The organism is Bdellovibrio bacteriovorus (genome assembly GCF_001592735.1).
GTDB classification, from domain to species: domain Bacteria; phylum Bdellovibrionota; class Bdellovibrionia; order Bdellovibrionales; family Bdellovibrionaceae; genus Bdellovibrio; species Bdellovibrio bacteriovorus_D.
In genome coordinates this window covers 29,781-52,027 of record NZ_LUKE01000002.1, presented here as the reverse complement: position 1 = coordinate 52,027, position 22,247 = coordinate 29,781, and the positions used below count along the sequence as shown (strand labels likewise).

19 protein-coding genes are annotated in these 22,247 nt (G+C 46.1%); 10 read left to right on the top strand and 9 right to left on the bottom strand.

Annotated features, from left to right (window positions below; translation table 11 throughout):
- Positions 1 to 73 precede the first annotated feature (73 nt).
- A complete protein-coding gene (locus AZI86_RS10785) occupies positions 74 to 676 on the top strand; it encodes an exopolysaccharide biosynthesis protein (protein ID WP_253715886.1) in 603 nt (200 codons plus the stop codon).
- A 190-nt stretch (positions 677 to 866) separates the two neighbouring features.
- Positions 867 to 2,099 carry a permease gene (locus AZI86_RS10780; protein ID WP_216635906.1) on the top strand — a complete coding sequence of 411 codons (1,233 nt, stop codon included), beginning with the start codon at positions 867 to 869 and terminating at the stop codon, positions 2,097 to 2,099.
- On the opposite strand, the gene AZI86_RS10775 is transcribed toward AZI86_RS10780, so the two are convergent.
- Genes AZI86_RS10775 through AZI86_RS10765 form a run of 3 tightly spaced genes read right to left on the bottom strand, consistent with a single transcriptional unit; the run spans position 2,021 to position 5,030 of the window.
- Positions 2,021 to 3,172, bottom strand: a complete 1,152-nt coding sequence (locus tag AZI86_RS10775) for a hypothetical protein (protein WP_061835199.1) — start codon at positions 3,170 to 3,172, stop codon at positions 2,021 to 2,023. The two genes, AZI86_RS10780 and AZI86_RS10775, sit on opposite strands and share 79 nt — an antisense overlap.
- Before the next feature lie 38 nt (positions 3,173 to 3,210).
- Complete coding sequence (locus AZI86_RS10770; protein ID WP_061835198.1) at positions 3,211 to 4,254, bottom strand: hypothetical protein; 1,044 nt, start codon at positions 4,252 to 4,254, stop codon at positions 3,211 to 3,213.
- Complete coding sequence (locus tag AZI86_RS10765) at positions 4,254 to 5,030, bottom strand: TIGR02147 family protein (protein ID WP_061835197.1); 777 nt, start codon at positions 5,028 to 5,030, stop codon at positions 4,254 to 4,256. The genes AZI86_RS10770 and AZI86_RS10765 overlap by 1 nt, the downstream gene beginning before the upstream one ends.
- Before the next feature lie 140 nt (positions 5,031 to 5,170).
- Between AZI86_RS10765 and AZI86_RS10760 the strand changes: the two genes are divergently transcribed.
- From AZI86_RS10760 to AZI86_RS10750, 3 genes are all read left to right on the top strand, one after another.
- Positions 5,171 to 6,340: a hypothetical protein gene (locus tag AZI86_RS10760; RefSeq protein WP_061835196.1), complete on the top strand. Its 1,170-nt coding sequence runs from the start codon at positions 5,171 to 5,173 to the stop codon at positions 6,338 to 6,340.
- Positions 6,327 to 6,959, top strand: coding sequence for a hypothetical protein (locus AZI86_RS10755; protein WP_061835195.1), 633 nt, complete (start codon positions 6,327 to 6,329; stop codon positions 6,957 to 6,959). Before AZI86_RS10760 ends, AZI86_RS10755 begins: the two co-directional genes overlap by 14 nt.
- Positions 6,960 to 7,078: 119 nt before the next feature.
- The gene (locus AZI86_RS10750; RefSeq protein ID WP_061835194.1) at positions 7,079 to 7,381 is read left to right on the top strand and encodes a KH domain-containing protein; all 303 of its coding nucleotides are present in this window, start codon (positions 7,079 to 7,081) and stop codon (positions 7,379 to 7,381) included.
- Between the two features lie 11 nt (positions 7,382 to 7,392).
- Here the strand turns inward: AZI86_RS10750 and AZI86_RS10745 are convergent, their stop codons facing one another.
- From AZI86_RS10745 to AZI86_RS10725, 5 genes are read right to left on the bottom strand one after another with little or no spacing between them, the layout of a single operon-like run.
- Positions 7,393 to 8,517 carry a hypothetical protein gene (locus AZI86_RS10745; protein ID WP_061835193.1) on the bottom strand — a complete coding sequence of 375 codons (1,125 nt, stop codon included), beginning with the start codon at positions 8,515 to 8,517 and terminating at the stop codon, positions 7,393 to 7,395.
- Positions 8,514 to 9,290, bottom strand: coding sequence for a hypothetical protein (locus AZI86_RS10740; protein WP_061835192.1), 777 nt, complete (start codon positions 9,288 to 9,290; stop codon positions 8,514 to 8,516). Before AZI86_RS10740 ends, AZI86_RS10745 begins: the two co-directional genes overlap by 4 nt.
- Positions 9,287 to 10,936, bottom strand: a complete 1,650-nt coding sequence (locus tag AZI86_RS10735) for a twin-arginine translocation signal domain-containing protein (RefSeq protein WP_061835191.1) — start codon at positions 10,934 to 10,936, stop codon at positions 9,287 to 9,289. The genes AZI86_RS10740 and AZI86_RS10735 overlap by 4 nt, the downstream gene beginning before the upstream one ends.
- A complete protein-coding gene (locus AZI86_RS10730; RefSeq protein WP_061835190.1) occupies positions 10,933 to 12,501 on the bottom strand; it encodes a hypothetical protein in 1,569 nt (522 codons plus the stop codon). The genes AZI86_RS10735 and AZI86_RS10730 overlap by 4 nt, the downstream gene beginning before the upstream one ends.
- Positions 12,498 to 16,856, bottom strand: coding sequence for an IPT/TIG domain-containing protein (locus AZI86_RS10725; RefSeq protein ID WP_061835189.1), 4,359 nt, complete (start codon positions 16,854 to 16,856; stop codon positions 12,498 to 12,500). The genes AZI86_RS10730 and AZI86_RS10725 overlap by 4 nt, the downstream gene beginning before the upstream one ends.
- A gap of 157 nt (positions 16,857 to 17,013) precedes the next feature.
- On the opposite strand from AZI86_RS10725, the gene AZI86_RS10720 reads away from it, so the two are divergent.
- Genes AZI86_RS10720 through AZI86_RS10700 form a run of 5 tightly spaced genes read left to right on the top strand, consistent with a single transcriptional unit; the run spans position 17,014 to position 21,442 of the window.
- Positions 17,014 to 17,799: a motility protein A gene (locus AZI86_RS10720; RefSeq protein ID WP_061835188.1), complete on the top strand. Its 786-nt coding sequence runs from the start codon at positions 17,014 to 17,016 to the stop codon at positions 17,797 to 17,799.
- Positions 17,799 to 18,539 carry an OmpA/MotB family protein gene (locus AZI86_RS10715; protein ID WP_061835187.1) on the top strand — a complete coding sequence of 247 codons (741 nt, stop codon included), beginning with the start codon at positions 17,799 to 17,801 and terminating at the stop codon, positions 18,537 to 18,539. The genes AZI86_RS10720 and AZI86_RS10715 overlap by 1 nt, the downstream gene beginning before the upstream one ends.
- A complete protein-coding gene (locus AZI86_RS10710) occupies positions 18,532 to 19,119 on the top strand; it encodes a PEGA domain-containing protein (protein WP_061835186.1) in 588 nt (195 codons plus the stop codon). The genes AZI86_RS10715 and AZI86_RS10710 overlap by 8 nt, the downstream gene beginning before the upstream one ends.
- On the top strand, positions 19,116 to 20,843 hold the full coding sequence (locus tag AZI86_RS10705; RefSeq protein WP_061835185.1) for a hypothetical protein: 1,728 nt from the start codon (positions 19,116 to 19,118) through the stop codon (positions 20,841 to 20,843). The genes AZI86_RS10710 and AZI86_RS10705 overlap by 4 nt, the downstream gene beginning before the upstream one ends.
- The gene (locus AZI86_RS10700) at positions 20,840 to 21,442 is read left to right on the top strand and encodes a hypothetical protein (RefSeq protein WP_061835184.1); all 603 of its coding nucleotides are present in this window, start codon (positions 20,840 to 20,842) and stop codon (positions 21,440 to 21,442) included. Before AZI86_RS10705 ends, AZI86_RS10700 begins: the two co-directional genes overlap by 4 nt.
- On the opposite strand, the gene AZI86_RS10695 is transcribed toward AZI86_RS10700, so the two are convergent.
- Entirely contained in the window at positions 21,443 to 22,225 is a 783-nt protein-coding gene (locus AZI86_RS10695) for a hypothetical protein (RefSeq protein ID WP_061835183.1), read from the bottom strand.
- Positions 22,226 to 22,247 lie beyond the last annotated feature (22 nt).

The window sequence follows — 22,247 nt, the reverse complement described above, 5'->3', positions numbered from 1 at the left end:
TTGCATCATACTTTCTAACAAGGACTTCGGAGTCCTTGTTGCTATTTGCTCATCAATCTCTAAAATAAACTCCATGATAACTCCGAACCCCAAAAGTCGATTCATCGCTGTGATGGATGCACTTCAAGAAGAAGCCGCCAAAGAAGAACTCACTCTTCAGCGGGTCTTTGCGATCATGGGTGAAGAAGGGCACGCCCTTTTAATGATTTTCTTATGTCTGCCGTTTATGCAACCCATCCCGATTCCGGGACTTTCAACACCTCTGGGATTTTTGATTGCGGCCGTAGCAGTATTTCTTTTTTTAAATCGGCCGCCCTGGCTTCCGAAACGCTTTGAACATTTAAAAATCTCTTCTGAAGTTTTAATCAAAGTTTCAAATGTCGCTGAAAAAATCTGGGGCTACGCCTCGAAGGTCGTTACGGCACGTCTGACTTTCTTGCATGATTTTGCCGTGTTTCGTTTTATCAATCTTATTCTGGTGGTGGTATACGCGATTTTGTTATCGCTCCCATTGCCTATTCCGTTTTCCAACACCATTCCCGTGATTGGCATCCTTTTAAGTGCGATCGGTTATATGGAGCGAGACGGGGTGATGATTTTGCTGAGTTACGCCTGGTGCTTTATCGTGGCAAGTTTTTTCACGACGTTGACCGTGGGTGCCATCAAGCTTTTCTAAAGTTTCTGAATTGATATCCGCTCGACCCTGGTCGGGGTTTCTTAAAAAAGGTCTAGCTTCTCAACTTCCTTCATGTCCAATAACAGCGCCCTGTTACACTTTAGAAAGATTCCCCTTATCTCGCGGGAAATCTTCTCTAATAAAGGATTTTGCGCTCTTGGGCCAACGTGAAAAAAGTCTGCGATTAAGTTTGATTGACGCTTTTTTAAGTGCGTTGGTTATTGGGGCGGGTGAAACCTATTTACCGGCTTATTCACTTTCTATTGGTATGGGCGAAGTTTTTGCGGGCGTTCTAGCCAGTCTTCCCCTTGTCAGCGGCGCGATTTTACAACTCATCACTCCCAGAGGATTGCAACAAGTTCGCTCTCACAAGCACTGGGTGGTGGCGGTCAGTTCATTGCAAGCATTGACCTTCGTACCGCTTATTTATTTTTCTGCCACGCACGCCCCGAATTTTTGGACGTTATTTTTAATTCTCACACTGTACTGGGGATCTGGTTTTTCGGCGGGACTGGCGTGGAACTATTGGATGGGGCGTTTAGTAAATATCGAAGAAGGAAACAAGTTCTTTTCAAAGCGTGCCCGCATCACTCAGCTAGGGGTTTTAATTGGTTTGATTGGTGGGGGAGTGGCCCTTCACAACAAAGTTGAAATTGGTCCATTCACCTCGGTCTTTACTTTGCTTTTCGTTTTTGCTTGTGGCGCTCGGTTGATGTCGTCTTGGATTTTATCAAGGCAGCATTTTGATCCGATTTGGCGCAAAGAACCTAAATTGGGCTTCCGGGCTTCATGGAAAGTATTTTGGAACAACGAAGAAAAGCGCACCTTCTTTTTTAGACTCGCTCCCTTTCAGGCTGCTGTCTTTATCTCATCACCTTTCGTGACGCCCTTCATGTTGGCGCAAGTAAAGATGGACTATAGTCAGTTTATGATCGCCACCGGGCTTTTATTCGTGGGTAAAGCTCTGACCACCATGGCGATTGAAAAATTTCGAGGGTCTTCTTCGGGATTAAGTTTATTTATTTTTGGTGCCGCCACTATTTCGCCATTGCCCATGTTGTGGGCGGCGAGCACGACAGTTGAATTTATTTATGCGCTTCAACTTGTCAGTGGCCTTTTGTGGGCCTTTGTGGAAGTGGGCTTAGCCCTGATCTTTTTTAAAGACCTCAAACACGAAGAAAAAGTTCCGGTGCTCACGGTTTATAATCTTTTAAACTCCGTGGCGATCATCTTGGGAACTTTTATCGGCGGGAAGCTCTTGTGGTACTTTGGCGAAAAGTTTATCAGCTATCAAATCTTATTTGCAATTGCGGGCGTGGGGCGTATGGCGGGTTTCTTACCGCTTTATTTCTTAGCTAAGGGCAAAGCGGCGGCATCTCCCGCCTCTGTCGCCGCAGCGGCGTCATCAAGCGAAGTGGCCTGATTGTAGCAGATGGCATCGTTATCTGGGGAGGGCGTGAAGTCCTCTCCATCAATCCAACTGTTTACAAGTTTCAGTAACGAGCTAGAACATTCTTCAACCGTCGGATAGTCATAGGCTTGAAAATTCAAAATGCCGTGCAAAGCCTGAATAGAAAGCGAAAAATGGGTGCCGTACCGGATGGGCACCTGCTGTTCGCTCAGCTTTCCTGGCAGGCGCGAAGCTTCAATGACAATTTGCCCTTCGGAGGCGAGCATGGCCGTGCAGGCATTTTTCACGGCTTGACCGAGTTTGTCTTTTTTCTTTTCCGGCCTTTCAATACGCTCTTCGAATTCTAAAAGGATCGGTGAATAAAAATTTCGATCCGCGGAAACGGCGATGGAAATGGAATTGGGTTCGGCATAATTGATGAAATTAAAAGTGTGCACGGAGCCTGGAACAAAATTACTGGGGCTGCAATTATCATCTAAAAATGGACGAATCGGAATTTGAAAGTAGCGATGGAGAGCGTCGCGAATAGACGGGATGCGGAGGTTCTTTTTAAAAAGCTCGGCGATAATTTCTCTGACCGGGGTTTCTGGCGGCATGGATGAGGCCGAAAATAGTTCGGGCTTGAGCAGACTTAAAAAGGCCTGTCGCAAAACCACGGCGACTTGTTGTTCGGTATCCAGACGTTGCCAGATGGGTTTATTAAAGTAAACTTGCGAACCTTGACGAGCCACCAAGCTGTGGCATTGTTCCGAGGTCACATCAATGATCGGCGAGCTGTCTGGCAAACGATCAAAATTTCGATCCTGCACGAACCATTGATGATGATGGATGGTTAAAAATATAAAGTAAGGAAGTTGGGCGTGAACTTGCTCTAAATCTTGAAGCTTGTGAGCAAGCAATTTAACAGAGACGCCGGTGCGGGCGACGGGATCTTCTTTGAGCAGCTGTAGTAGCGGTGAGGTGTCTTTCCCAATGGCTGGGGTCACACCATTTTCAAAAAAATCGCGAAGTATGTACTTGCCATTAATCGTAACGACATCACAGGAGTTTATATAAGGTCCTGCCGCCAAAGCCGGGAGTGCCATGGTCGACAACAAAGCCAGAAGACTAAAAAGGCAGATTCTTATAAATCGGTAGGTTGATTTCGCCAGTTTGCAATCTCCGAATAAAGAGTCTTTTGACAGTCGTCACTGTTTTTAAAAGACCAGGCCTCTGCGCGGCTCAAAGTGGTCGAGCGTTGCGAAAGCTTTAAAGCGATTTGCACTCCGCCTAAGGTTGGATATGAATTCTCAGAAATGCCGATCGCGGAGCGGTTGGCGATGAAGCTATAAGAAACCGGTTGCGAAAAAGAAGAGACCTCTTGGCCGCAAAAGCCCACCACCGCCGCAGTAAGGTCCGCTTCTTTGGAGGCATCTTGAACTTTATATTTTTTAGTTTCAAACCCGGATTTTTTTGACTTTAGTAAAACAGAAAATGACACCTCGTCGGGAAAAGCGCGATTTTCAGGTTTTAAAAGAGGACCTTCTAAGGGCAAAGAAAAGTTTTTAATCAGAAAATCTCTCACCAGCGCGGGATTAAAATCTTTTTTAAATATTTCTGCGATCACTTTTTTGACGGCAAGGCTGCGTTGCAGGGCCACTTCGCCCGAAGTTTCTGTTTTCACGACACTGAAAAGGACTTCATGTAAAACGGCGGCCGTTTTTTGCGTCTCGTCTAAAAGAGTCCATACCGGTAAAGAAATTCGGATGGTCTTTAAATAGCGATTCGCCAAAGTCATGCGCATTTCAGCAGGAAGTGAATCACCGTCTTCTTGAAGCAAGCCAAAGCGGTGATTCAGCGCTAGCCAGTGATACGACTTCATAACTTCCAGTAAATACAAAGGCAAATCGGGATGGACCAAGCTCAGCTGATCCAGCTTTTGCGCCAAGAGTTCAGCAGAAATAGAAATATTAATGATCGGAGAAGCTTCAACATCTGGCAAATAACGAAGACTTCCCTGCGCAATCACGGGAGCTTCCGATGTATAGTAAGAATCTTCATAGAAATCGCGTAAAAGATATGTGTCTTTAAGTTTTAATACTTCACACGCATTGCCTACAAAAACGGAATGAGCGAAGGCAGATTGAGCAAAGATCCAAATACCAAGCAACGCAAAAATTGATTTCATTAGTTGAGAGTCTCCGAAGGTGGAATATGGTCAAATGGAAATAGTTGGACAGAAAGTCGATAGACTTTTTCGTTGCGAGGCGCACATTCCATCAAGGTTTGCATTTTTTGGTAGAAATGACGGATCTCTTTACGAAGAGTTTCAATTTGTTCCGAACTGCCGGTCAGAGTGATCGACGTGAAATCGCGCTCTGGGGCAGGAACCACATAAAGCATGCGCTCGGCGATCGCGAGACTCTCTTGATGATGCTTTTTAATCACCTCGGCCGAGATCGCATCCGATGTCTGAAGATTTTCAAAGTGAGGTTCACGCACGCCCTCACTGTTGGTAATTAAAAGTTTACGGCGTTCTAAATCATCAACCACGGCTTGCACTTTTTCTTCGGTCAAGCCCAGTCTTTTCGCAATTCGGGGTAAGGCCCGTTCTGCGGGCTCTAACGAAAAACTTAAAAGGATCGGCATGTAAGACCAATCCAGCAGTGTGGGGTAGTGTTCTGGAGGAAATTCTTCGGTGGTGCGCATGGGATCAAGCCCCATCAACGCACGGATGTAATTCTGCGTGGAAGTGCGCATGCCAGAGCGATCCATGATTTTGGCGGCGCGAACGGCAGAAATTTTCAAAGTCTCTTTATTTCCGTGTTCAGAAATAATCTGGGAAAGAGTGCTGGGGGCGATAGAGAGCTTTTTTGCGAAAGCGCGAAGAGAAAATCTTTTGTTCTTAGACTGTAAGATTAAGAAATGCTCTCTTAAGCTTTTTGAAAATTCATTTTGCCACATGGAGGCGAAATTTAACGAGCCATGCTCATGGTTGCAAGCTTTAATTGTGAATTATTTTTGACCGCCAAATGGCGAACAGTTTCTGAACTCCTATCGGAAATCCACCTGCCTCACCGGTGTTTGATCGTTAGCATGAGTGGATGAGTTTATTTAATTTTGGAGTCAGCTTCTGGCTATTCTTGATATGTCTTCCTGCGGCGGCGTACCCGGAATTCATCGGTTATGGCTACACCACGTGCATTACCTGTCATTTTAATAGCAACGGGAATGGCGCTTTGACCGATTACGGTCGCGCGTTATTTTCTCAAGAAATTGCCGCACGTCCCTGGGTCTCTAAAGCCCTGTCTGACGAGGATTTAGCGACACTTTCAAGTTTTATTCCGGGTGTGGAGCTGCCGTATTGGTTTCGACCGTCGGCCAAGTATCGGGGATTGTATCTCGAGCGAGCTCCCACAAGTTCGATGGCTCAGTACTCATGGATCAATATGCAGATGGAGCTCGGGGCCACTCTTTCCTGGGATCGCGGTTATAAAACAATTTTTAGTTTCACTTACAACAATCTGCAAGTCCCCCGAGACTATTATGGAAATGAAGAGGAAGTCTCTTGGGTGTTAAGGGACTATTACCTTCGAACTTACCTCACGCGGAGTATCTTGTTTTCGGTGGGTCTGATGGACAAGGTCTATGGGCTACGAACCGTTGATCACACCGCTTACAATCGGCAAGGTTTGGGATTTGGTCAAGAAAACCAAGCCCACGGCATCGTCTTACAATGGCTTCAATCTCAGTTTGATTTCTCGGTAAACTATTTCGTCGGCAATTTGCAAAAAAATGAAAAGATGCATCAAAAAGGATTTTCTTTTCAAGGAGAATATGAAGTTGCCAGCTTAAATCGCTTCGGCATGTCGGGCGCTCTATTTGAAAACACCGCCGGCATTGAAGAAAAGCTTTTTGCCCTCCATCACCGCATGGGATTTGAAGGTTCCAAGGGGACCAGTCTTTTAGGGGAGTTGGGATTCGTAGAAAAAAACGTGGTCGGTATCTCAAAACTTTCTCAAGGAGTGTATGGATATCTTGAGGCCTTGGTGAATCTCACTCGCGGTTACAACTTTTATACTTCTTTAGAGCGGGTGCAAGAAAGTGCTTCTCCCGGATCGCCAGATCGTCAAAGGTGGGCGATTGGTTTATGGACCTTCCCATTCCAAAGAGTGGAAATCCGTGGCAGCGCGGTCCAACAAAAAGCTTACAATGATCAAGGCGGAGAGCCCGACGCGTGGATGATTCAGGGGCAAGTGCATGTTTCTATGTAAAATGATTTTAATTTTTCTTTCGAGCTTTTCTTACGCGCAAGTTTCACCGTCAACACCCGAAGCTCCCAGTGTGAAAGCGCCTCTGAAAGGAAAACCAAAAATATCTCGATTTGCTAAAGGCCGCTGGGAGTTGGGCTTAAACTATGTGCATTGGAATGAAGACATGCAGCTTTATCAAGGCCCGAACTCTGCGAACGGTTACGCGAACTACGTGGGTTGGGGTTTAAGCTTAGAATACAACTGGACCCGCCTTCGTTGGCAGTGGGGAGTGGGAATTAATATCGAAGCGGGAGAGGCGGGCGCGACAGGTTTTCAAGATGTGGCTTTTGAAGATGGCGTGGGGCGCACTTGGTACGGCGGCGGCTTTCAAGGATTTATGCATTATCGGATCAATCGTGTTTTTATGATCGGCCCCGGGGTGCAATACCGCCTGCGCAAAATTGATTGGGAGCCTGGAGATCAAAGTATTTTGGTTGAAGCCGCTAATGACCAATTAATCGCGCCCGAATTGAGTTTGCGCTTTCAGGTAGCCCCGAAATTTTCGTTTGTGCAAACGTGGACGGCCTTGGATTTTGATCGCTCCTCTTTTTGGCGGTGGAGTTTGCATTATATCTTTTAAGTGTCCTGTGTTTTGTAGACACCAAACACTTCTTGAGTGGAAGGGCTAGGTCGGCACCTTCTTTCACTTTTTTTTAAGAAAAATCTCACTGACAATAAAAACGCCATGTGGGGTGCTAAATGGGTGAAAAAAATATTTCTGAGGTTGTTCCGGATGTTGAATTTTTTAAAAAAAAGATCCAAGCGATTTTAATAAACATCTTACAATGCATGCTAAAATACCCTGAAAAAATGAGTGTGGAGATTGAGCAAGGGGAACGCACCACACTTTTTATTGTCGATGTGGATAAGGTGGACTTTGGACGCCTGGTAGGATCACGCGGCAAAAACATTGAATCTTTGCGCACGATCGTCCAAAGTATTTCCGGAAGCCAGGGTTTTCGTGCGATTTTGCAAATCAAAGACGAAGAACGCTTTTTTTAAAATCCAGAATCTTAGTTCATATTATTAATCCATGTTTTGATCAAATCAGCCTCACTGTTTGAGATCGTGCTATTTTGCGGCATTGTTTTGGGTCCACTCGACCCTGTGCTATTTTTGAGTCGATAATAAAGAGGTGAAGCTTCGGCATTGCCTTTAACCACTAAGCCGACATTTTTAAAATAGGTCGCCGATCCTGAAGCCCAAGAAGCATGACACTGAGTACAGCTAGACTGTAAGACTGCTTTGGCGGGAGCAAAGTTGGGATCGCCCGTCGGTGTGGTTGTCGTTGGGGCTTGAAGGTCCGGATGAAGAGTGATGTCAGTGATACTGTGATCTTTAGCGACTTTACGAATCATGGATCCCATTTCTTTTTTTGTCAGGGAGCGATTAAATAAATACAACTCTTTGATATAAGAAACCTGATTTGCCAGGCTTGAGCCCAAGGATAAGAACCGCGCCACACTGAAGGGCGAAGTGGGTGTTCCCAAACTCACAGCATTGGTCTTCAGACTGCCATTTAAAGATAAAGTTATTAAGCCCACATCATCCCCAAAGTTTGCCACAATAATATTACTGCCGGAGGACGTGACTGTTTCGCTTGTTTCATAGTGATCAGAAGGGGAAGAGTAAAATCTTGCTCTCAAGGTCCCGCCATCGATAGACACCGCAAAAGCTTGGCTTTCGCGGTCTAAAGGATCTAACGATATAAAATCTCCCAGGGAATCCCCACGGACTAAGGCCACAATGGTGACCGCATTAAAGATTAAATCTTGTTGCAAGGATCCGGTGTAAGAAAGAGACGACGTGCTGGGATTGATTTTAATCCAGCCGTTTTCTAATGTGCCGAGGTTAGAATCATTGGGGATGAGATGGTAATAGGATGTTGTCGTCGTATCGGCGGGTGATTTTTGATTTAAAATGGAATCAATCTTTCCGGCGGTAGAGGTGGTTTGCTCTGCCGAATAAAAAAGCTTTAAGGAATTGGAATTGATTAATTCCACTGCAAGGCTTGAATCGTCGACAGTGCCTCCTGATCCCGACGTCGGCGGTACATAAGCAGCAGTGCCCCCGAATTGCTGTTTTTCTGTTTTGCAAGCTGTCGTTATAAGTAAGATCAGAAAAACAATATATCTCATAGCACGCCCCAATCTGGACTTTCACACATCATCAGCGCCAGCGCTCTCCAACGATCGACTTTGGCGACCGTCGGGGATTTTGCGATAAGATCGGCATTCATACCGACATAGATACTTAACTCTTCTGGCGTGATATCGCGACCGCGATAAAACACGCCAAAAAGTTTTACGATGTTGGCTTCGTTCAACTCATTAAGGAGATTCACATTGTAACTTGTGGCCGAAGTTCCACTGTATTCGCCAATAAGTTTGGCGATGGCGTAAACAGCAGAATTTTCGGTCCGTCCTAAAATAACCTCACACACTTTGGAAGTATTGAGCTGACGAACCGTGGAAGCCGCTGGATCAAAGGTGGAATTTGCATTGGAAATAAAATCGCCACCAACCCCACCACAATCTCGACCCGTGTAAGTCGAATAAGGATTGCAACTCACGCCAAAAGCACCGGGTTTAATATTAATATAATTATCCAGGTTCACTTCTAAGTTTGTAACGGTGACCACCGTGCTGCCGAATGCCTCTTTAAGAACTTGCGACACATAAGAACGGGGCGCCAAAGATCCATTTGTTTCCACAGACGCCTTTTGGACGGGTTCATCCGTTGAAGGATCGTCGCTGGGAGCAGAGGGCGAGGGTGTCGGCGAAGGCGAAATAGAAGGCTCTTCCAAGCTGCCATCCGTCTTGGAAACACTGACCTTCGTGGGGTCTAGACGGACGCACGAAATCATCGAAGCACTTAAAAAAATATAAAAGGACCAATTTAAATTTTTCATTCGATCAACTTTCCTTTCCCAAATGGAAGGTAAAGCGTTCCGTTGGAATTCAGTTTCACCAAGGGTTGGGCGAAATTCTTCCAGGGATTGTCCGACACGCCCATAAGTTCTGAAACGGTTGAAGCCATCATCTTAGGATCGGGTTTTCCTTTTTGGTTGTAACCCTCAATCGGGGCAGCATATCCGTCAGAGCCGACATGTCCTTTCGCGCTGACCGCGACATTCCCGACCACGTAAGGGCCTCCGGTGATCACACCAGAAAAGACCGAAGAAATCATTTGGTCATACCCATGGCCACTGCCGTTCGTGGTGTAAGGTCGTCCAAAATCAGAAACCAGTTGCACGATGGTTTGGTTCCATTTTCCGGCGCTGATCAGTTTACTACGTAAATGCAAAAGCCCCGCCATCAAACCGCGGAAGTAAAGTGTTGTTACAAACACGGTGCCATATTGAGTGGTGTTATGCATGTCATTGGGCATGCTATACATGTTGGTTGAAACGGCTCCCCCTGTTGGATCCATCAAAAGATCTTCCGACGAATTTCCCGAGACGATCTCTAGCGCCCCGGTCAGATCATTTGAAATACAATAATCCGCTAACGCCAGACCGCTAATTAAACGAGTCATCGTCATACTGCTGCCGGTGTCTAAAAGATTTTTTCCGGTCCCAATAATAAACGAAGAAGTGCCGTTCATTTTATATTTAGAGGCTTCACCATTAGATATCGCCGCAATACTTTGCGAACCATCCAGGGTGGCATTAAAGCCCGCAAGTCCCGTAGCTCGAATCGCTGTTTCTACCACCGTTTGGTATTCAGAGAGCAATGCTGGCCAAATGCTAGAAAAATCGGCGATGTTTGATTTAAAAAGGTCATAGGCGTTTGAAAGACTCTTTTTAGCGATGGTCACGGACTTGCGCTCGCTGCTTAAAGAATTCAAATAGCCCCGAACATTGGTGAACACATCTTGGTATCCCGTGCGCAAAGCGCGTGCTTTATCGGTGGATGCTAAAAGTGGTTTTAACAAGTCCGACAGAGGATCTTCGCCGGTTAAGAAATTTAAAGACACGTTTTTTGACGAAACAAAGCGCGATGATGAAAAACGAGATCTGTATTGCAAGGCCTCAAAATACCTGGCCGTGTGATCCGCCACGTGCCCCGATAACGACGGTGCTGCCGCGAGCGGGTGCATTTGCAAAGCCGCATTAAAACCATGGCCATCGATGCCGGAGCCATAACCACGGATCACTAAAAATGAATCTAAGAACGCCGCTCGATCCGCCGCACTTAAATGGGCATACATCTGCGGAACTAAAACGCCGTTGTGGGTGATAGTTCTATATTCGGTGCCGGTCACTAGACGATTGTTGTCGTAAGTGAAGGCGGTGCCCGTGGAAGGATTAAAGATTAAATTGGGATCCTCGGTATTGGTGCGAAGCCAGTGATCAAAGACGTGGCGCGGAGGCCCCCCTTCAGCATAGATATTTAAATAATATCGAGGTGAAACTAGATCGGCCGCTTCGGCGCGGGACGAAGAAAAAAGATTTTTGACCAAGGCTGATGCTAAAGCCTCGGGCGCACCTAAAGTCAAACCCGTCACGGCCAGGCCTGACTGTTTTAGAAAACGGCGGCGTGAGTTCAAACTCATTTTGTACCTCCCGCAAGGTAATTGGCATCACGATAGTAATTTGAATTGATAATTTCTTTGATCATCGAACGTAAGGACTGCGACTCTTTAAATCGTTTTGCAACCCCTTCAATGAACAGACGATTCTTAAGGGCGGCCGTTGAAAGGCTTGCCGTGGTTTGCGCAAAACGCGGATCACCACGGTCATAAAGGGGGACCGAGATTCCCGTTAAAAGTTCAAAATATCTTTTTGTGGCGCACTGATAAAGGTCTTCACTTTGTGAAAGTAAAGAGCCGGCTTCTTCCATATTATTCACCGTGGAATTAATTAAACGCCCTGAAAAAGTGCGCATGATGACTTTGCCAGTGGGTTTCATGCGATGAAAGTTGGGGACGGGTGTAGACGACCAAGAAAAAGCCGAGTTGTCATTCACGGTGAACTTGCCAAGCATATAAGAGCTATAAGCGATCTTGTTTGTGGAGGGGTTCACCACTGTGCGTGTGCTGTAGTCGGTTTGGCTGATTGTTAAATTTCGTGCGGTGCTAGCCAGTGGGTCCATCGTTGTGTGGCACTGTAAACAAGCCGCACTGGATCTCCACGGGGCCACGTCATCGCCGGTGCGAGAATCAATATAGGCTTGAACGTCGCTTTCCCGTAACGCGGGCAGTTCCGTACAAAGAAGTGTGTGCAAGGTTTCTTTAACCCAACGACGGGGGAGTTTTAAAGCACCGTCTGAGAGTTGTCCGATGGGGTGTCCATAGTTGATTAATATATTCGTATTTAAGCCCAAAACTCCGCCGCCTTGATTTTTAAAGAAATCAAAATTCACCGCCATCCCCGCAGTTCCGGTCGCGGTTTCGGTTTTTGAAGGACTGCCATTAAAACGAGAAAATCCCGGCCAATAGTTGGCAACATTCGCCGTCTGATCTTGCAGCTTAATACCCGTTAAGCTGCCGATTTGAATCGCCGGAAAAAGCTGAACTTCACTGGTCGCGTAATCACTTCCGCTCCAAGTACCGGGGATTTTAAATGGCACGTAAGGGGCAGAAGCCTCGGCGCCGGGCTTGATTCGGCGGATCGGCATGCTGTGGGCCGTGGAATAATATCTTGCGGTGATCGCAGGATCTGGAGTTCTTAAAGCGACATAGCCCTTGTCACCTTTAAGAACATTTTCATAGCGAGCTCCTGAATATAAACCATTGTAAGTGATGGCCAGCGCGGTTTCTGTCGAATCTAAAATATTATAAGTGCCTGGGGTGGGAAGATAAGCCTCCATTTGCTCAAACACGCCGTTCGTCACCCAAGAGCGATGAAATTCATAAAGACGATTTAAAACCAATTGTCCTTCAGCGTTGCTAACTTGATGGGAAGTGCCATCAATCACCGCACTATCAAGCAGATCCGCGCAAGCCTGTTGGCCAGAAAGAGTTCCGGCCGTAAGCGGGGCGCGCAAAGCATGATTTAAGGGCAAAGGCTGTCCCGTTAAATGACCATAGCACCGTGCAAAAAACGCCAAAGGAGTTAAGGTCTGCGCTTGGCTTGCAAAGGCTGAAATTGAGAGCAAGACGAAGATTAAAATTCTCATTGGCACGTCTCCCACATTAAATACGGTCTGTCATTGCTATAGCACCACTTCCATTTACCGGTGCCTGCCGTAAAATCAAAACCTGCGGAGGCATAAGGATTGGTGGTCGGGGTTTGATCATGTAAAGCGGTGGTTGAATATCCCGTAGCACTTACACTAGTGGCAGATCCGCTTAAAGAACCGCTGTCACTTTTTAATGAGTCATAGATAATTCCAGAAGCATTTAAAGTTCCGTTATAGGCACTTGAACCATCCAGTGCGTATAAAAAAGCTCCCGCGGAGCGTGCGCCAGAAAAATAGTTCCAATTCAAATGGCTGATGTTTCTGGCTAATGTCACCGTGGAACTGGAGCTTGCGGCCTCGGCTCCTGCAATCAAGGCGCCGCGGATATCAACGCCGTCCATACTGCCGACCACATAGGAATCGGTGATGGAGATATTTGCAAAGCCCGAGGCGCTGCCGCGTCCCGCAATGCCTCCTTGATAGCCGGCTAATATATTTTTTGTTTCAAAAGAAACTTTCGTCTGATCCACGATCAAGCTTCCACCCAGATAGGGGATCACTCCGGCAAGGCGGCTTCCGGCTGTGCTATTGGCGGAAGAAGAGGATACTTTCACATACACCTCCGACTTAGAGACTGAGAGTAAAGAGTTTGCTAGAGAATAAGTAATTCCGCCAGTGTAGTAACGGGAGGTGGCGGGAACATTTTGCGTGACCGCCACGCGAGAGCCTGCGACAGAAAGGGTGCCGTAACCGTGCGTGGCTGTTATGCCCCCCGTTGAAGCTCCCGAAGTAGAGGCTGTCGAAAATGTGACGTCGACATCCGAATTGGTGACATTAACCCCAATGGCAATGATATTGGCACTGTGAAACAGTCCGCCCATGCGTACTGTCATGGCCGCCGTTGAGGGTTGATTGAAAGTGGCTAAGACAGAAACCTTATCAAGGTTTATGGTCGCATTTCCGGCAAGTCCAAAAAGGGCCATATAAACCGACTGTGAAGCGGTGGCATAGGTCGTCGTATAGGTGTGATTTAAAAACGAAATATTTTTAAGGGTGACGGTGTTTCCCCCATGACCCAACTGGAACATGCACGCGTTAGCCCCGGTCGTCGAGACGTTATTATTTAAAAGCCCATGCCCTCGGCCATCTAAAGTTCCAATGAAAAACAGGTTGGTGGCGGTTGAACAACTATTGATACTTGTCGGATTTGATGCAAGATCAATATTGTCGCCCAAGGCGTAATAATAGTTCGCCGAAACATAGTTGATCGGGGTTGTTTGAAAGATGTTATTAAAATGTGTCGGCGTGCAGATAATAAACGGATTTCCGGCAGAACCCACGCCCGCAGCAAAGGTCGATCCCCAGCTGCTCGGATTGCCACAAATGTCCGACGAAGAAATTCCAATATAAGTATAAGCATTTGTTAAAATGGCGCTAGATCCTTCCGGGTTTGTCACGCTCACGGCGACCACGCCCGCCACCGATGAAGGAGTCGTGCAACTGATGTATCGATCCGAAAGAATTTGGATGTTATTGCAATCTTGAGCTCCGACCTTAACCACGGTGCTTGAACTATAACCATTCGTGCTTGATTTTGAAAAGCCGCTGCCTTTAATGACGATGGTGCGTCCTCCGGCAATGGAGCCGACGGTGGAGTTAACACTCGTGATGGCAATATTGTTGACGGAATGGACCGTGATATTTCGGGTGGAGACGTTTCCGGCTGCATCCTGGATCCATAAAAGATAATTAATAAACTGCGAAGTATTGGCGTCACCGGTGAGGGGACCCAAAGTAACAGTTCCGACCTGGTCCAAAATTTTTGTATCGGCCGTGGTCGCCAGAACTCCGGCATCCGTCGCTGAAGATTTTTGGTAAATACGCGTGCGTAAAGCCGAGCTTGCGGTGACATCATCAGAAATTGTCCAAGACAATGACCATCGTTTAAGTAAAGTATCATCAATGGACTTCGTACTAGTAAATGAACCAATCGTGGGAGGCGTAATATCATTCACGGTGATAGACTTGATATTGCCGTCACAAGCTCTATTTCCTGCGGAGTCAATCGCACAGACGGTGTAATAGTAAGTTCCCACTAATGAAAGTGTGTTGTCCGTAAAGGTGCGAGTTGACAGTGTAGCAATGGTACTGCCATCGGCGCTGGGATCTAAAGGATTGGTAAATGTCGCGTTGGCTTTGCGATAGACGCGGTAGGTGATCGTGTTCCCTTCGCCATTAAATTGATTGTCCGTCGCCGCACTCCAACTCAGAGTTAAAAGATTGATTGTAAGGCCGGAGTTAAACGAAGGGGCCGTGGTGTCAGAGATCTTAAGATCCGCAAAACTGATATCCGGTGTGATATAATTTGTTTCATTTCCTAAGGCGTCAAAGGCCCGGACATGCAGACGATAAGATTTTGCGGGCGTTAAGCCAGAGACCAAACACTGCTTATCGGTGTTATTGCATGACCCCGGCGTCGCGCACAAACAAGATGTGATTAAGGAAATCGAGTTATTGCTAGTGTCCACTTGATAAATACGAAACCCGTAATAGTCCGATGTCCAAGCTGTCGGCACGTACCACTCAACCAACGCCTTTCCTTCTGCGGGGCTGGTGAGGCTCGGCTTAATACCTGTAAATCCCAACGGAGGATTGATGTCGGGCAGGGTGATAGATTTCGTGTTGGTGGCGCTGGTTAAAGTGCAATTGTCATTTAAACCCGCAAGTCCCAAGTTCGCGGCATTATCGCAAGCTTCCACCACCGCATAAACTTTGTCATAGTCATTCATCGCGATATCGGCACTGGTAAACTCGCGTGTGGTGATACTTGGCGCTAAGGTAAAGCTTGTGATATCTGAAACGGCCGGCGTCGGAGTGTTCTTCCAAATTTTTAAAATATAATTGCGCAGATCCGATGAGGACGTCGCATTCCAGTTGATAATGATTTTTCTTGAGCCCGTATTAAAGGTGATCGACTGAATTCCTTCAAAACTAGGGGCGGTCAGATCAGAGGTTAAAACGCGGCTGTCGGTGGTGTTGGCGGAAGTATTTCCCGCGGCGTCCTGGGCACGCAAACAAAAAGAATAAGTCGTTCTTTCTTTGAGGCCGGTCAGATTATAAGTGGCAATGCCGGGGGAAAAACCGGCAGCAGATATTTTCTTAAAGTAAGTCGCGTTGTTACAAGCGTTGGCCGGCGTGCCCGGATAATCGGCGGAGTTCATATACAAAAGATACGATGTCACTCCGGTCGTTGCGCCAGAATCGGAAGTTCCTTCTCTTGGTAAGGCGATAAATGAAAACTCGGCCGTGCTATTGGCGGGGGTGCCGCGAGTTAAGTTCGTGATTCCTCCAAAGGACGGAGCCGTCAGATCCCCCGTGGTTAAGGAAGCAATCGTGGTGCTTGCATTGGAATTTCCAGATGGGTCGATGTCGACCACTTTAAAACGATACTCCGCATATTCTTCGATATTTTCTAAAACCAATTGCGTCGGAGGAGCGGCAAGATCCGTCACGGCATAAGTTTTTGTCGGGATATTAGAAAAGCTGCACGTCGTGCCGCTGCTCACTTTGCACATAAAGATCTGACGCTTTAAAATAGCTCCTTGAGAATCCATCCAAGGCGCATCTAAAAAAGCCATCAAATTATAAGCGGACACCTTCGACACTCCCAAAGTTTTGGGCGCGCCGCCATCTGGAAGAGTGAGTGGTAAAAAGTGAGTGTTATTGTCGCAGATCCCACCTTCCGTACACGCGCGAACGCCGACGGCGTAGGTGAGTTCATCACCCAGGTTTTCTAATTTATAGCTAATATTTCCATCGGCTTTTAATATGACTCGTGGACTTGCATTCCAGTCGACATGGGCGCCGGGATTTGCATAGACTTTATAAGAAGAAGCTTTCGCTCCCGTGGCCGCTTCGGGCGCCCACGTCGCGTTGCCCGAAGAAAAACTCAAAGCATTGACACTTGAAATACCACTAAATGTCGGAGCGTTGGTATTGATCGGGGCCGCGAACGCTTGGCTTAATCCCACAATCGGGCGAGGTCCGTTGTAAGCGGTGCAAGTATACGTGTACGTCACGCCTTCCGTTAAATTAAAATCGATAACGGATGTGGTTGAAGAAGATGAAGAGCTGCCGATTTCCACACCATTTCTTAAGACAATAACTTTGGTGGCGTTTGAGGGATATTCAAAATTAATTTGGACAGAGTTATTGCTTAATCCGAAAGCGGAAGTACAGCCATTGAATTGACTCTGTGCTGACTGCTGGCCGGAAAGAGACGATGTTTCCAAGCATCCCGTCATCACTATGCAAAATCCAAAAAGAACCGAAATGCAAAAAATATTCTTCATGTCATATTCATCGGGGTCGAAATGTTCGCCCTAAAGAATACAGGGGTATTTAGTGTGCGCCAAATCGTGAACACTTAATGGAGCTTAACACTCCTTAGCGGCGACTCTAGACTCTTTCTCACTAAAACTGTCCCGATAAGATGCGCGAGGAGATAACATGAACTTTTCGACTATCTTTGGCTTCATTGTTGCGGTGATTGTATTTTTAACGGCGCTATTTACAGCGACCACAGCACGCGAAATCTTCTTAGATCCTCATGGGATCCTGATCGTATTTGGGGGGACCGCGGCGGCGGCCATGCTTTGTTTCCCGCTAGCGACGATCTTTACTTCATTTAAAGTTATCGTGAGTAAGTTCTTCGGTAAGTTTGATCACCGTCGCGAAAAGGTGATCAATGAAATCGTGGAGCTAGCAAAAATCCAAGATGAAAATCCGGCGCAACTCAGAGACCGCGTGAATAGTGTTCAAAATGAATTCTTAAAAGAAGGCATGTTACTGATGTTAGATGGCGCTTTATCCGGAGAGCAGCTTGAAAGTGTTTTACAAAAAAGAGCTTTGGTTACATTTAAACGTCACACTAAAGAAGCTTCCACCTTCAAAGTCTTAGCGAAATTTCCACCGGCCTTTGGGTTGATGGGAACAACGATCGGTATGATCGCCCTTTTGCAAAGCCTGGGCTCTGCGGATGCCTACAAAAAATTGGGACCGGCGATGGCTATTGGTCTTGTGGCGACGTTGTACGGAATCGCCTTGGCCAACTTTGTATTTATTCCGGTAGGAGAGAATCTTTCAAAGCTCAATGAAGACGATCATCAGATGCGGGAAATCGTGATCGACGGGATTGCGCTTTTGCGCGAAAAACAACATGCCTTGCTCGTGGAAGAATACCTTAAAAGTTATCTTTCTCCGGCAGAGCGTAGTGCGGTGAAGAGGGCGGCATAATGGCGGCGCCAAGAATTGACTTCACTAAAAAAGAAAGGCTTAAGCCTCGTGCGTTGAAGGATTTAAATCCTTACGAGGGCGTGCCTCATGAATCCGAGGACGGCGAGGGGTGGCTGATTTCCTATGCCGACTTGATGACGCTTTTAGTGGGCTTTTTTATCGTTTTGCAAAGCTTTTCCACGATCGACGATCAGTCTTTTGAGAAAGTTAAAAAAGAAACCACATTACTTTTTGGCGGCGAATACAAAGTTCCGTTTGAAGACCTTAAAAAAAGCATTGAAAATGTTTTAACGGACCCGCAAATCAAAAACCAAGTGGTCATCGAACCTTCAGAAAAGGGTTTGACCGTGACTTTCCGCGGAGCGCTCTTTTTTGATCCGGGTTCCATGGAGTTAAAACCTCAAGCCCTGGCTTTGATGGAAAAAATCATTCCGGTGATTTCCACGCAAGCCAGTGATTTTGGGATCGTGGTTGAAGGACATACCGACGACGTCCCCTTAAACGGCAAGGGGCCAGTCTTATCCAACTGGGAACTTTCAAGCCTGCGCGCTTGTCGTATTTTGCATCTTTTTGAAGTGGCCAAGTTTGCGCGCAATAAGATGAAAGCTTTAGGATGGGGAGATACTCGTCCGATCGTCCCCAATAAAGATGCAAACGGCCTCGATATTCCCGCCAACCAGGCGCAGAATCGTCGTGTGGTTATTAAAATCATCAAATCTGCAGAGGCTTTAAATGAATAAGCTTTTGGGGTTGACGTCTTTTTTATTTCTTACTTCATGTGCGACAGCCCATTTTCGTATTGAAACCGAGCCGGCTAATGCCGAAGTTCAAATCAATAACAAAGTTGTTGGCATGACTCCTTTAGATATTAAACCCGAAATGAATCCAGAAGCCTTTGCTAAACCCTTACTGAGCGTAAAAATCAGTAAACCTGGTTTTGAATCGCAGAACGTGTTTGTTGATTCGGGGGCAAGTCAGACCTTGAATTTTAATCTGACAGCTTACACAGCGGAATATTTCAAAGAACGCATGCTTTTAAATTTCTCAAGACAAGTCAACGGCCTATCGCGTGGGATCTTAGAGATTCAAGGCTTTATTGCTTCCGGTAAGTTTCCGGTAGCTCAAGAACGACTGAATAATTTTATGAAAGAATATCCTAATGTGGCTTCCGCTTATGTGTTGCAGGCGACCTTGGATCTTGAAAATAAAAATCCTACGATGGCATTTAAGAATTTACAGCGCGCTTTGACTCTTGATCCGGATGACGCTGTCGCAGCTCGTCTTGTTGAGCGTTTGAAAAAAGAGCGAGGGTCGCAATGAGATTATTAACCCGATGGTTGATCAGCGCTATGATCATCTTGAGCCACTCGACGGCGTTTTCGCAGTCGGACGTGACCTTAGAATTAAGTCGTTCCATACGCGAAAATATTTTAAATATCGCTCGCGTTCAGTTTGGCGAAACGGCTTATATTGCGGTTGAAGTGAATATGCGCTTAAGAAATAGCCCTCAGGTCATCACCGAAGAACTTGATATGGGTTATCTTCCCAATATGAACTCATCGACAAGATTTTTTGAAAACGAAAAGCCACTGCTAGAAAGAATTGAAGCGACCAACATCAACCTCGTGATTTCCAGTCGGTTAGACTCTAAAGCCATCGCAAAATTCAGAGATATTTTACGTCGCAGCTTTGCGGTGTATCGTCCCGTCATTGCCGTGCAATTGGTGGACTTTGCAGAGCCAGTTAAAAAAGTGATCGAAGAAAAGAAAATTGAGGAGCCAAAAGAAAAACCCCTGACACGCACTGAAATTCTGAATTACTGCTTTATGGCGGCTTGTGTATTCTTTATCGGCGTGGTGATCTATGCAGCTTTTAGGACAGCCGGCGTCTACATAACTAAAGCGGCTAAAATATTTAGCAGCAATATGTTGTCAATGAAGCAAAAAACAGAAGAGGGTAAGGGGAAAGAAAAGAAATCCTTGGCTTCAAAAAAAACTCAGCACTCGCAAACGGATCTGGCTCACTCGCTGAAAGTTTTAAGACATCTTTGTGCAAGCCAACCCTACCGCGTGACCTCTTATTTGCAAGACTCTCCAGAAAATCGTGCGGGATTGCGTTGGTTGTTAAGCCACTTGCAAGCCGATGAAAAAGAAAATATTTCGGTATTTTTAGGTAAAGACCGTATCAAACGCATGGTGGAAGAAGATCCGCATGGGGAAAACTTCGTTTTATCGCAATGGGCGCGAGAAACTGTGGAAAAGTTGACTCTGCTCACGATGGACCGTCGCGTTTTCCTTGAGGAAGTTTTATCTCCCGAAGATCTGTCTTTGCTTTTCCGGGTAGACGGCGAAGCCTTGTTTGAGTTGGCTTTAAAAGAGCGTCAGAGCTGGCTCTGGAAAATCGTTTTCGAAGCCTTGCCGCCTGAAATTTTATCTAAAAACGCACAAAGAATTTCTCAAGACGAATGGGACCGCGTGATTGAGGGTGAAAAGCTTCAGCCCCAAGATGTGAAAACACAGTTCTCGATGTTAAAGCCTCGTGTCTTTGCCCAGATTTCTTCGGTGCGTGATGAAAACGGGGTGGGACAAAAAGTGATTCTTTCCCTGGTAAGCTCGATTAAAGCGATGCCTTTGGGGCAAGATCAGGATTTTATTGATCGCATCGCCGATAAACAACCGCCCCTGAAGCGTGAGCTGGATAAGCAGATTTGGACGTTGCGAAATTTAAAATCTGTTCAGCCCGCGGCTTTAAAAGCCTTTGTGGCGATGCAAGCCAACGACTCTTTAGCCGCGCTTTTAATTTGTTCGCCCGAAAATGATCGTGATTTCCTGATCGGTCTTTTGCCCGAGGGTATTAAAAAATCCATTGTTATGGATCTATTTAATAAAGCTCAACGTGGTGACGGAACACTAGATAAAGAGCAAAGCTTAGCCATGGCGCGGGATCTTTTAGATGACGCCTTAAGAGCTCATATGAATCAGAAGTTACCCGTATTGCCAACGCTAGGGCTCGTGTCCATGGATCGAAAGGCGTCAGCGGCGTGAGAATTTTTCTAGCACTCCTTTTTATTTTGTCTCCATACGCGGTTCACGCTGAAAATTTACAAGTTTTTTCCAAAATAGTCTTGCGCACGGGGGCGGGGCTTTATGAAAATACCGGTACTAATAAAGGCTCGGCGGTCAGTACGGGTGGGTTTAACTTTCAGTATGTGCATTTTTTAAATGACCGCTTGGCCTTCGGCTTTGGTTACATGGCGCAGTTTGACTTAAACTCTTCTGGCGTTCCCATTTCCGGTCTAGAACTTTTAGGAAGGATTTATTTAAAAGACCGCGCCTCTCGCGTTGTGCAGAAAGAAAACTGGGGCGAATACATCTTTCAAAGAAATTGGAATCCTTATGTGTCGACGCTTTACGGAAAAAGGCAATTTTATCTAGGGGCGGATTTAGAATCCTTAGATCCGACAAAATCATTGTCCGGGGACTATAACGTGATCAATATCGGACTTGGCGGGGATTTAAGACTGAATTCAAGTTTTGAATTTAATATGGAAGTCTCAACCTCGGCGTTTAGTTTTGCGGGCAGTGATCCACGCGTGCAAATCAAAGAAAATGTTTTTTGGATGGGTCTTAACTACGTTTTTTAATTAATAAACGACTTCAACGTTTTTGCCTGCGTCCAACATCTGTTTCATTGTGTCTTTGTTAAAAGGAAGAACTTCAAAATCACCTTTATAGTTTCCGTCATCAGCTTGCAGGGTCCAGTGAAACTGCCCCGTTAGACCATTTAATGAAATTTGAATGGGCTCCATGGGGCGATAGATAAATGGCTTCAGATAAGGCTCATTATTAAAGCTCATGGAAACTCGGCACTCTCCAATACAGCGAGCCTCTAAGATGACTTTGAGTGTGGCTCCGGGAAGATACAAAAGGACACTGCCGGGGGCTGGATAAAACTGTTTTCCTTTGTCGGGCACTTTATCCTGGACCTCCGAATTTATTTCTTCGGGCTTCTGGTCTTTGTTTTTAGACTCTTCGATGGGGGCTGATGTTAGAGCTGGCGCTTTAAAAGTGTATTTACCATGGCGCAAATCAATTTGGATCTTCTGGTTGTGTAAGGTCACCCGAACAAGGGAGTAAGGATTGATAATGACTTCCGTGTTATCTCCCAAGACTTCAATAATCATCGGGGCCTCACGGGTACGCAGAAGATCACCATTTCGCACGGTTTGTCCTGATTCCACCGGGAAGAAGTTGAGCGAGTCAAAGGGTCTAAGATCACCGTTCGTGGCTTCTGTGACTAAAGCTAAGTCTTGACTTTCAGCACTGCCTGCAAAAAAATATTTTTGGTTGGAATGCAAAACGGCTAAAGCCGACGACTCAAAGACCAAAAGTGTTGTAAGAAGTATATCAAGTTTGGTGATTTTCACTCTTTTAGTAAAACGGATTCCG

Coding starts and splice junctions, on each gene's coding strand:
- AZI86_RS10720 (WP_061835188.1), top strand. CDS start 17,014: ATGAACTTTTCGACTATCTTTGGCTTCATTGTTGCGGTGATTGTATTT.
- AZI86_RS10760 (WP_061835196.1), top strand. CDS start 5,171: ATGAGTTTATTTAATTTTGGAGTCAGCTTCTGGCTATTCTTGATATGT.
- AZI86_RS10715 (WP_061835187.1), top strand. CDS start 17,799: ATGGCGGCGCCAAGAATTGACTTCACTAAAAAAGAAAGGCTTAAGCCT.
- AZI86_RS10750 (WP_061835194.1), top strand. CDS start 7,079: ATGGGTGAAAAAAATATTTCTGAGGTTGTTCCGGATGTTGAATTTTTT.
- AZI86_RS10765 (WP_061835197.1), bottom strand. CDS start 5,030: ATGTGGCAAAATGAATTTTCAAAAAGCTTAAGAGAGCATTTCTTAATC.
- AZI86_RS10740 (WP_061835192.1), bottom strand. CDS start 9,290: ATGAAAAATTTAAATTGGTCCTTTTATATTTTTTTAAGTGCTTCGATG.
- AZI86_RS10785 (WP_253715886.1), top strand. CDS start 74: ATGATAACTCCGAACCCCAAAAGTCGATTCATCGCTGTGATGGATGCA.
- AZI86_RS10705 (WP_061835185.1), top strand. CDS start 19,116: ATGAGATTATTAACCCGATGGTTGATCAGCGCTATGATCATCTTGAGC.
- AZI86_RS10745 (WP_061835193.1), bottom strand. CDS start 8,517: ATGAGATATATTGTTTTTCTGATCTTACTTATAACGACAGCTTGCAAA.
- AZI86_RS10755 (WP_061835195.1), top strand. CDS start 6,327: ATGTTTCTATGTAAAATGATTTTAATTTTTCTTTCGAGCTTTTCTTAC.
- AZI86_RS10710 (WP_061835186.1), top strand. CDS start 18,532: ATGAATAAGCTTTTGGGGTTGACGTCTTTTTTATTTCTTACTTCATGT.
- AZI86_RS10770 (WP_061835198.1), bottom strand. CDS start 4,254: ATGAAATCAATTTTTGCGTTGCTTGGTATTTGGATCTTTGCTCAATCT.
- AZI86_RS10735 (WP_061835191.1), bottom strand. CDS start 10,936: ATGAGTTTGAACTCACGCCGCCGTTTTCTAAAACAGTCAGGCCTGGCC.
- AZI86_RS10730 (WP_061835190.1), bottom strand. CDS start 12,501: ATGAGAATTTTAATCTTCGTCTTGCTCTCAATTTCAGCCTTTGCAAGC.
- AZI86_RS10725 (WP_061835189.1), bottom strand. CDS start 16,856: ATGAAGAATATTTTTTGCATTTCGGTTCTTTTTGGATTTTGCATAGTG.
- AZI86_RS10775 (WP_061835199.1), bottom strand. CDS start 3,172: ATGGCACTCCCGGCTTTGGCGGCAGGACCTTATATAAACTCCTGTGAT.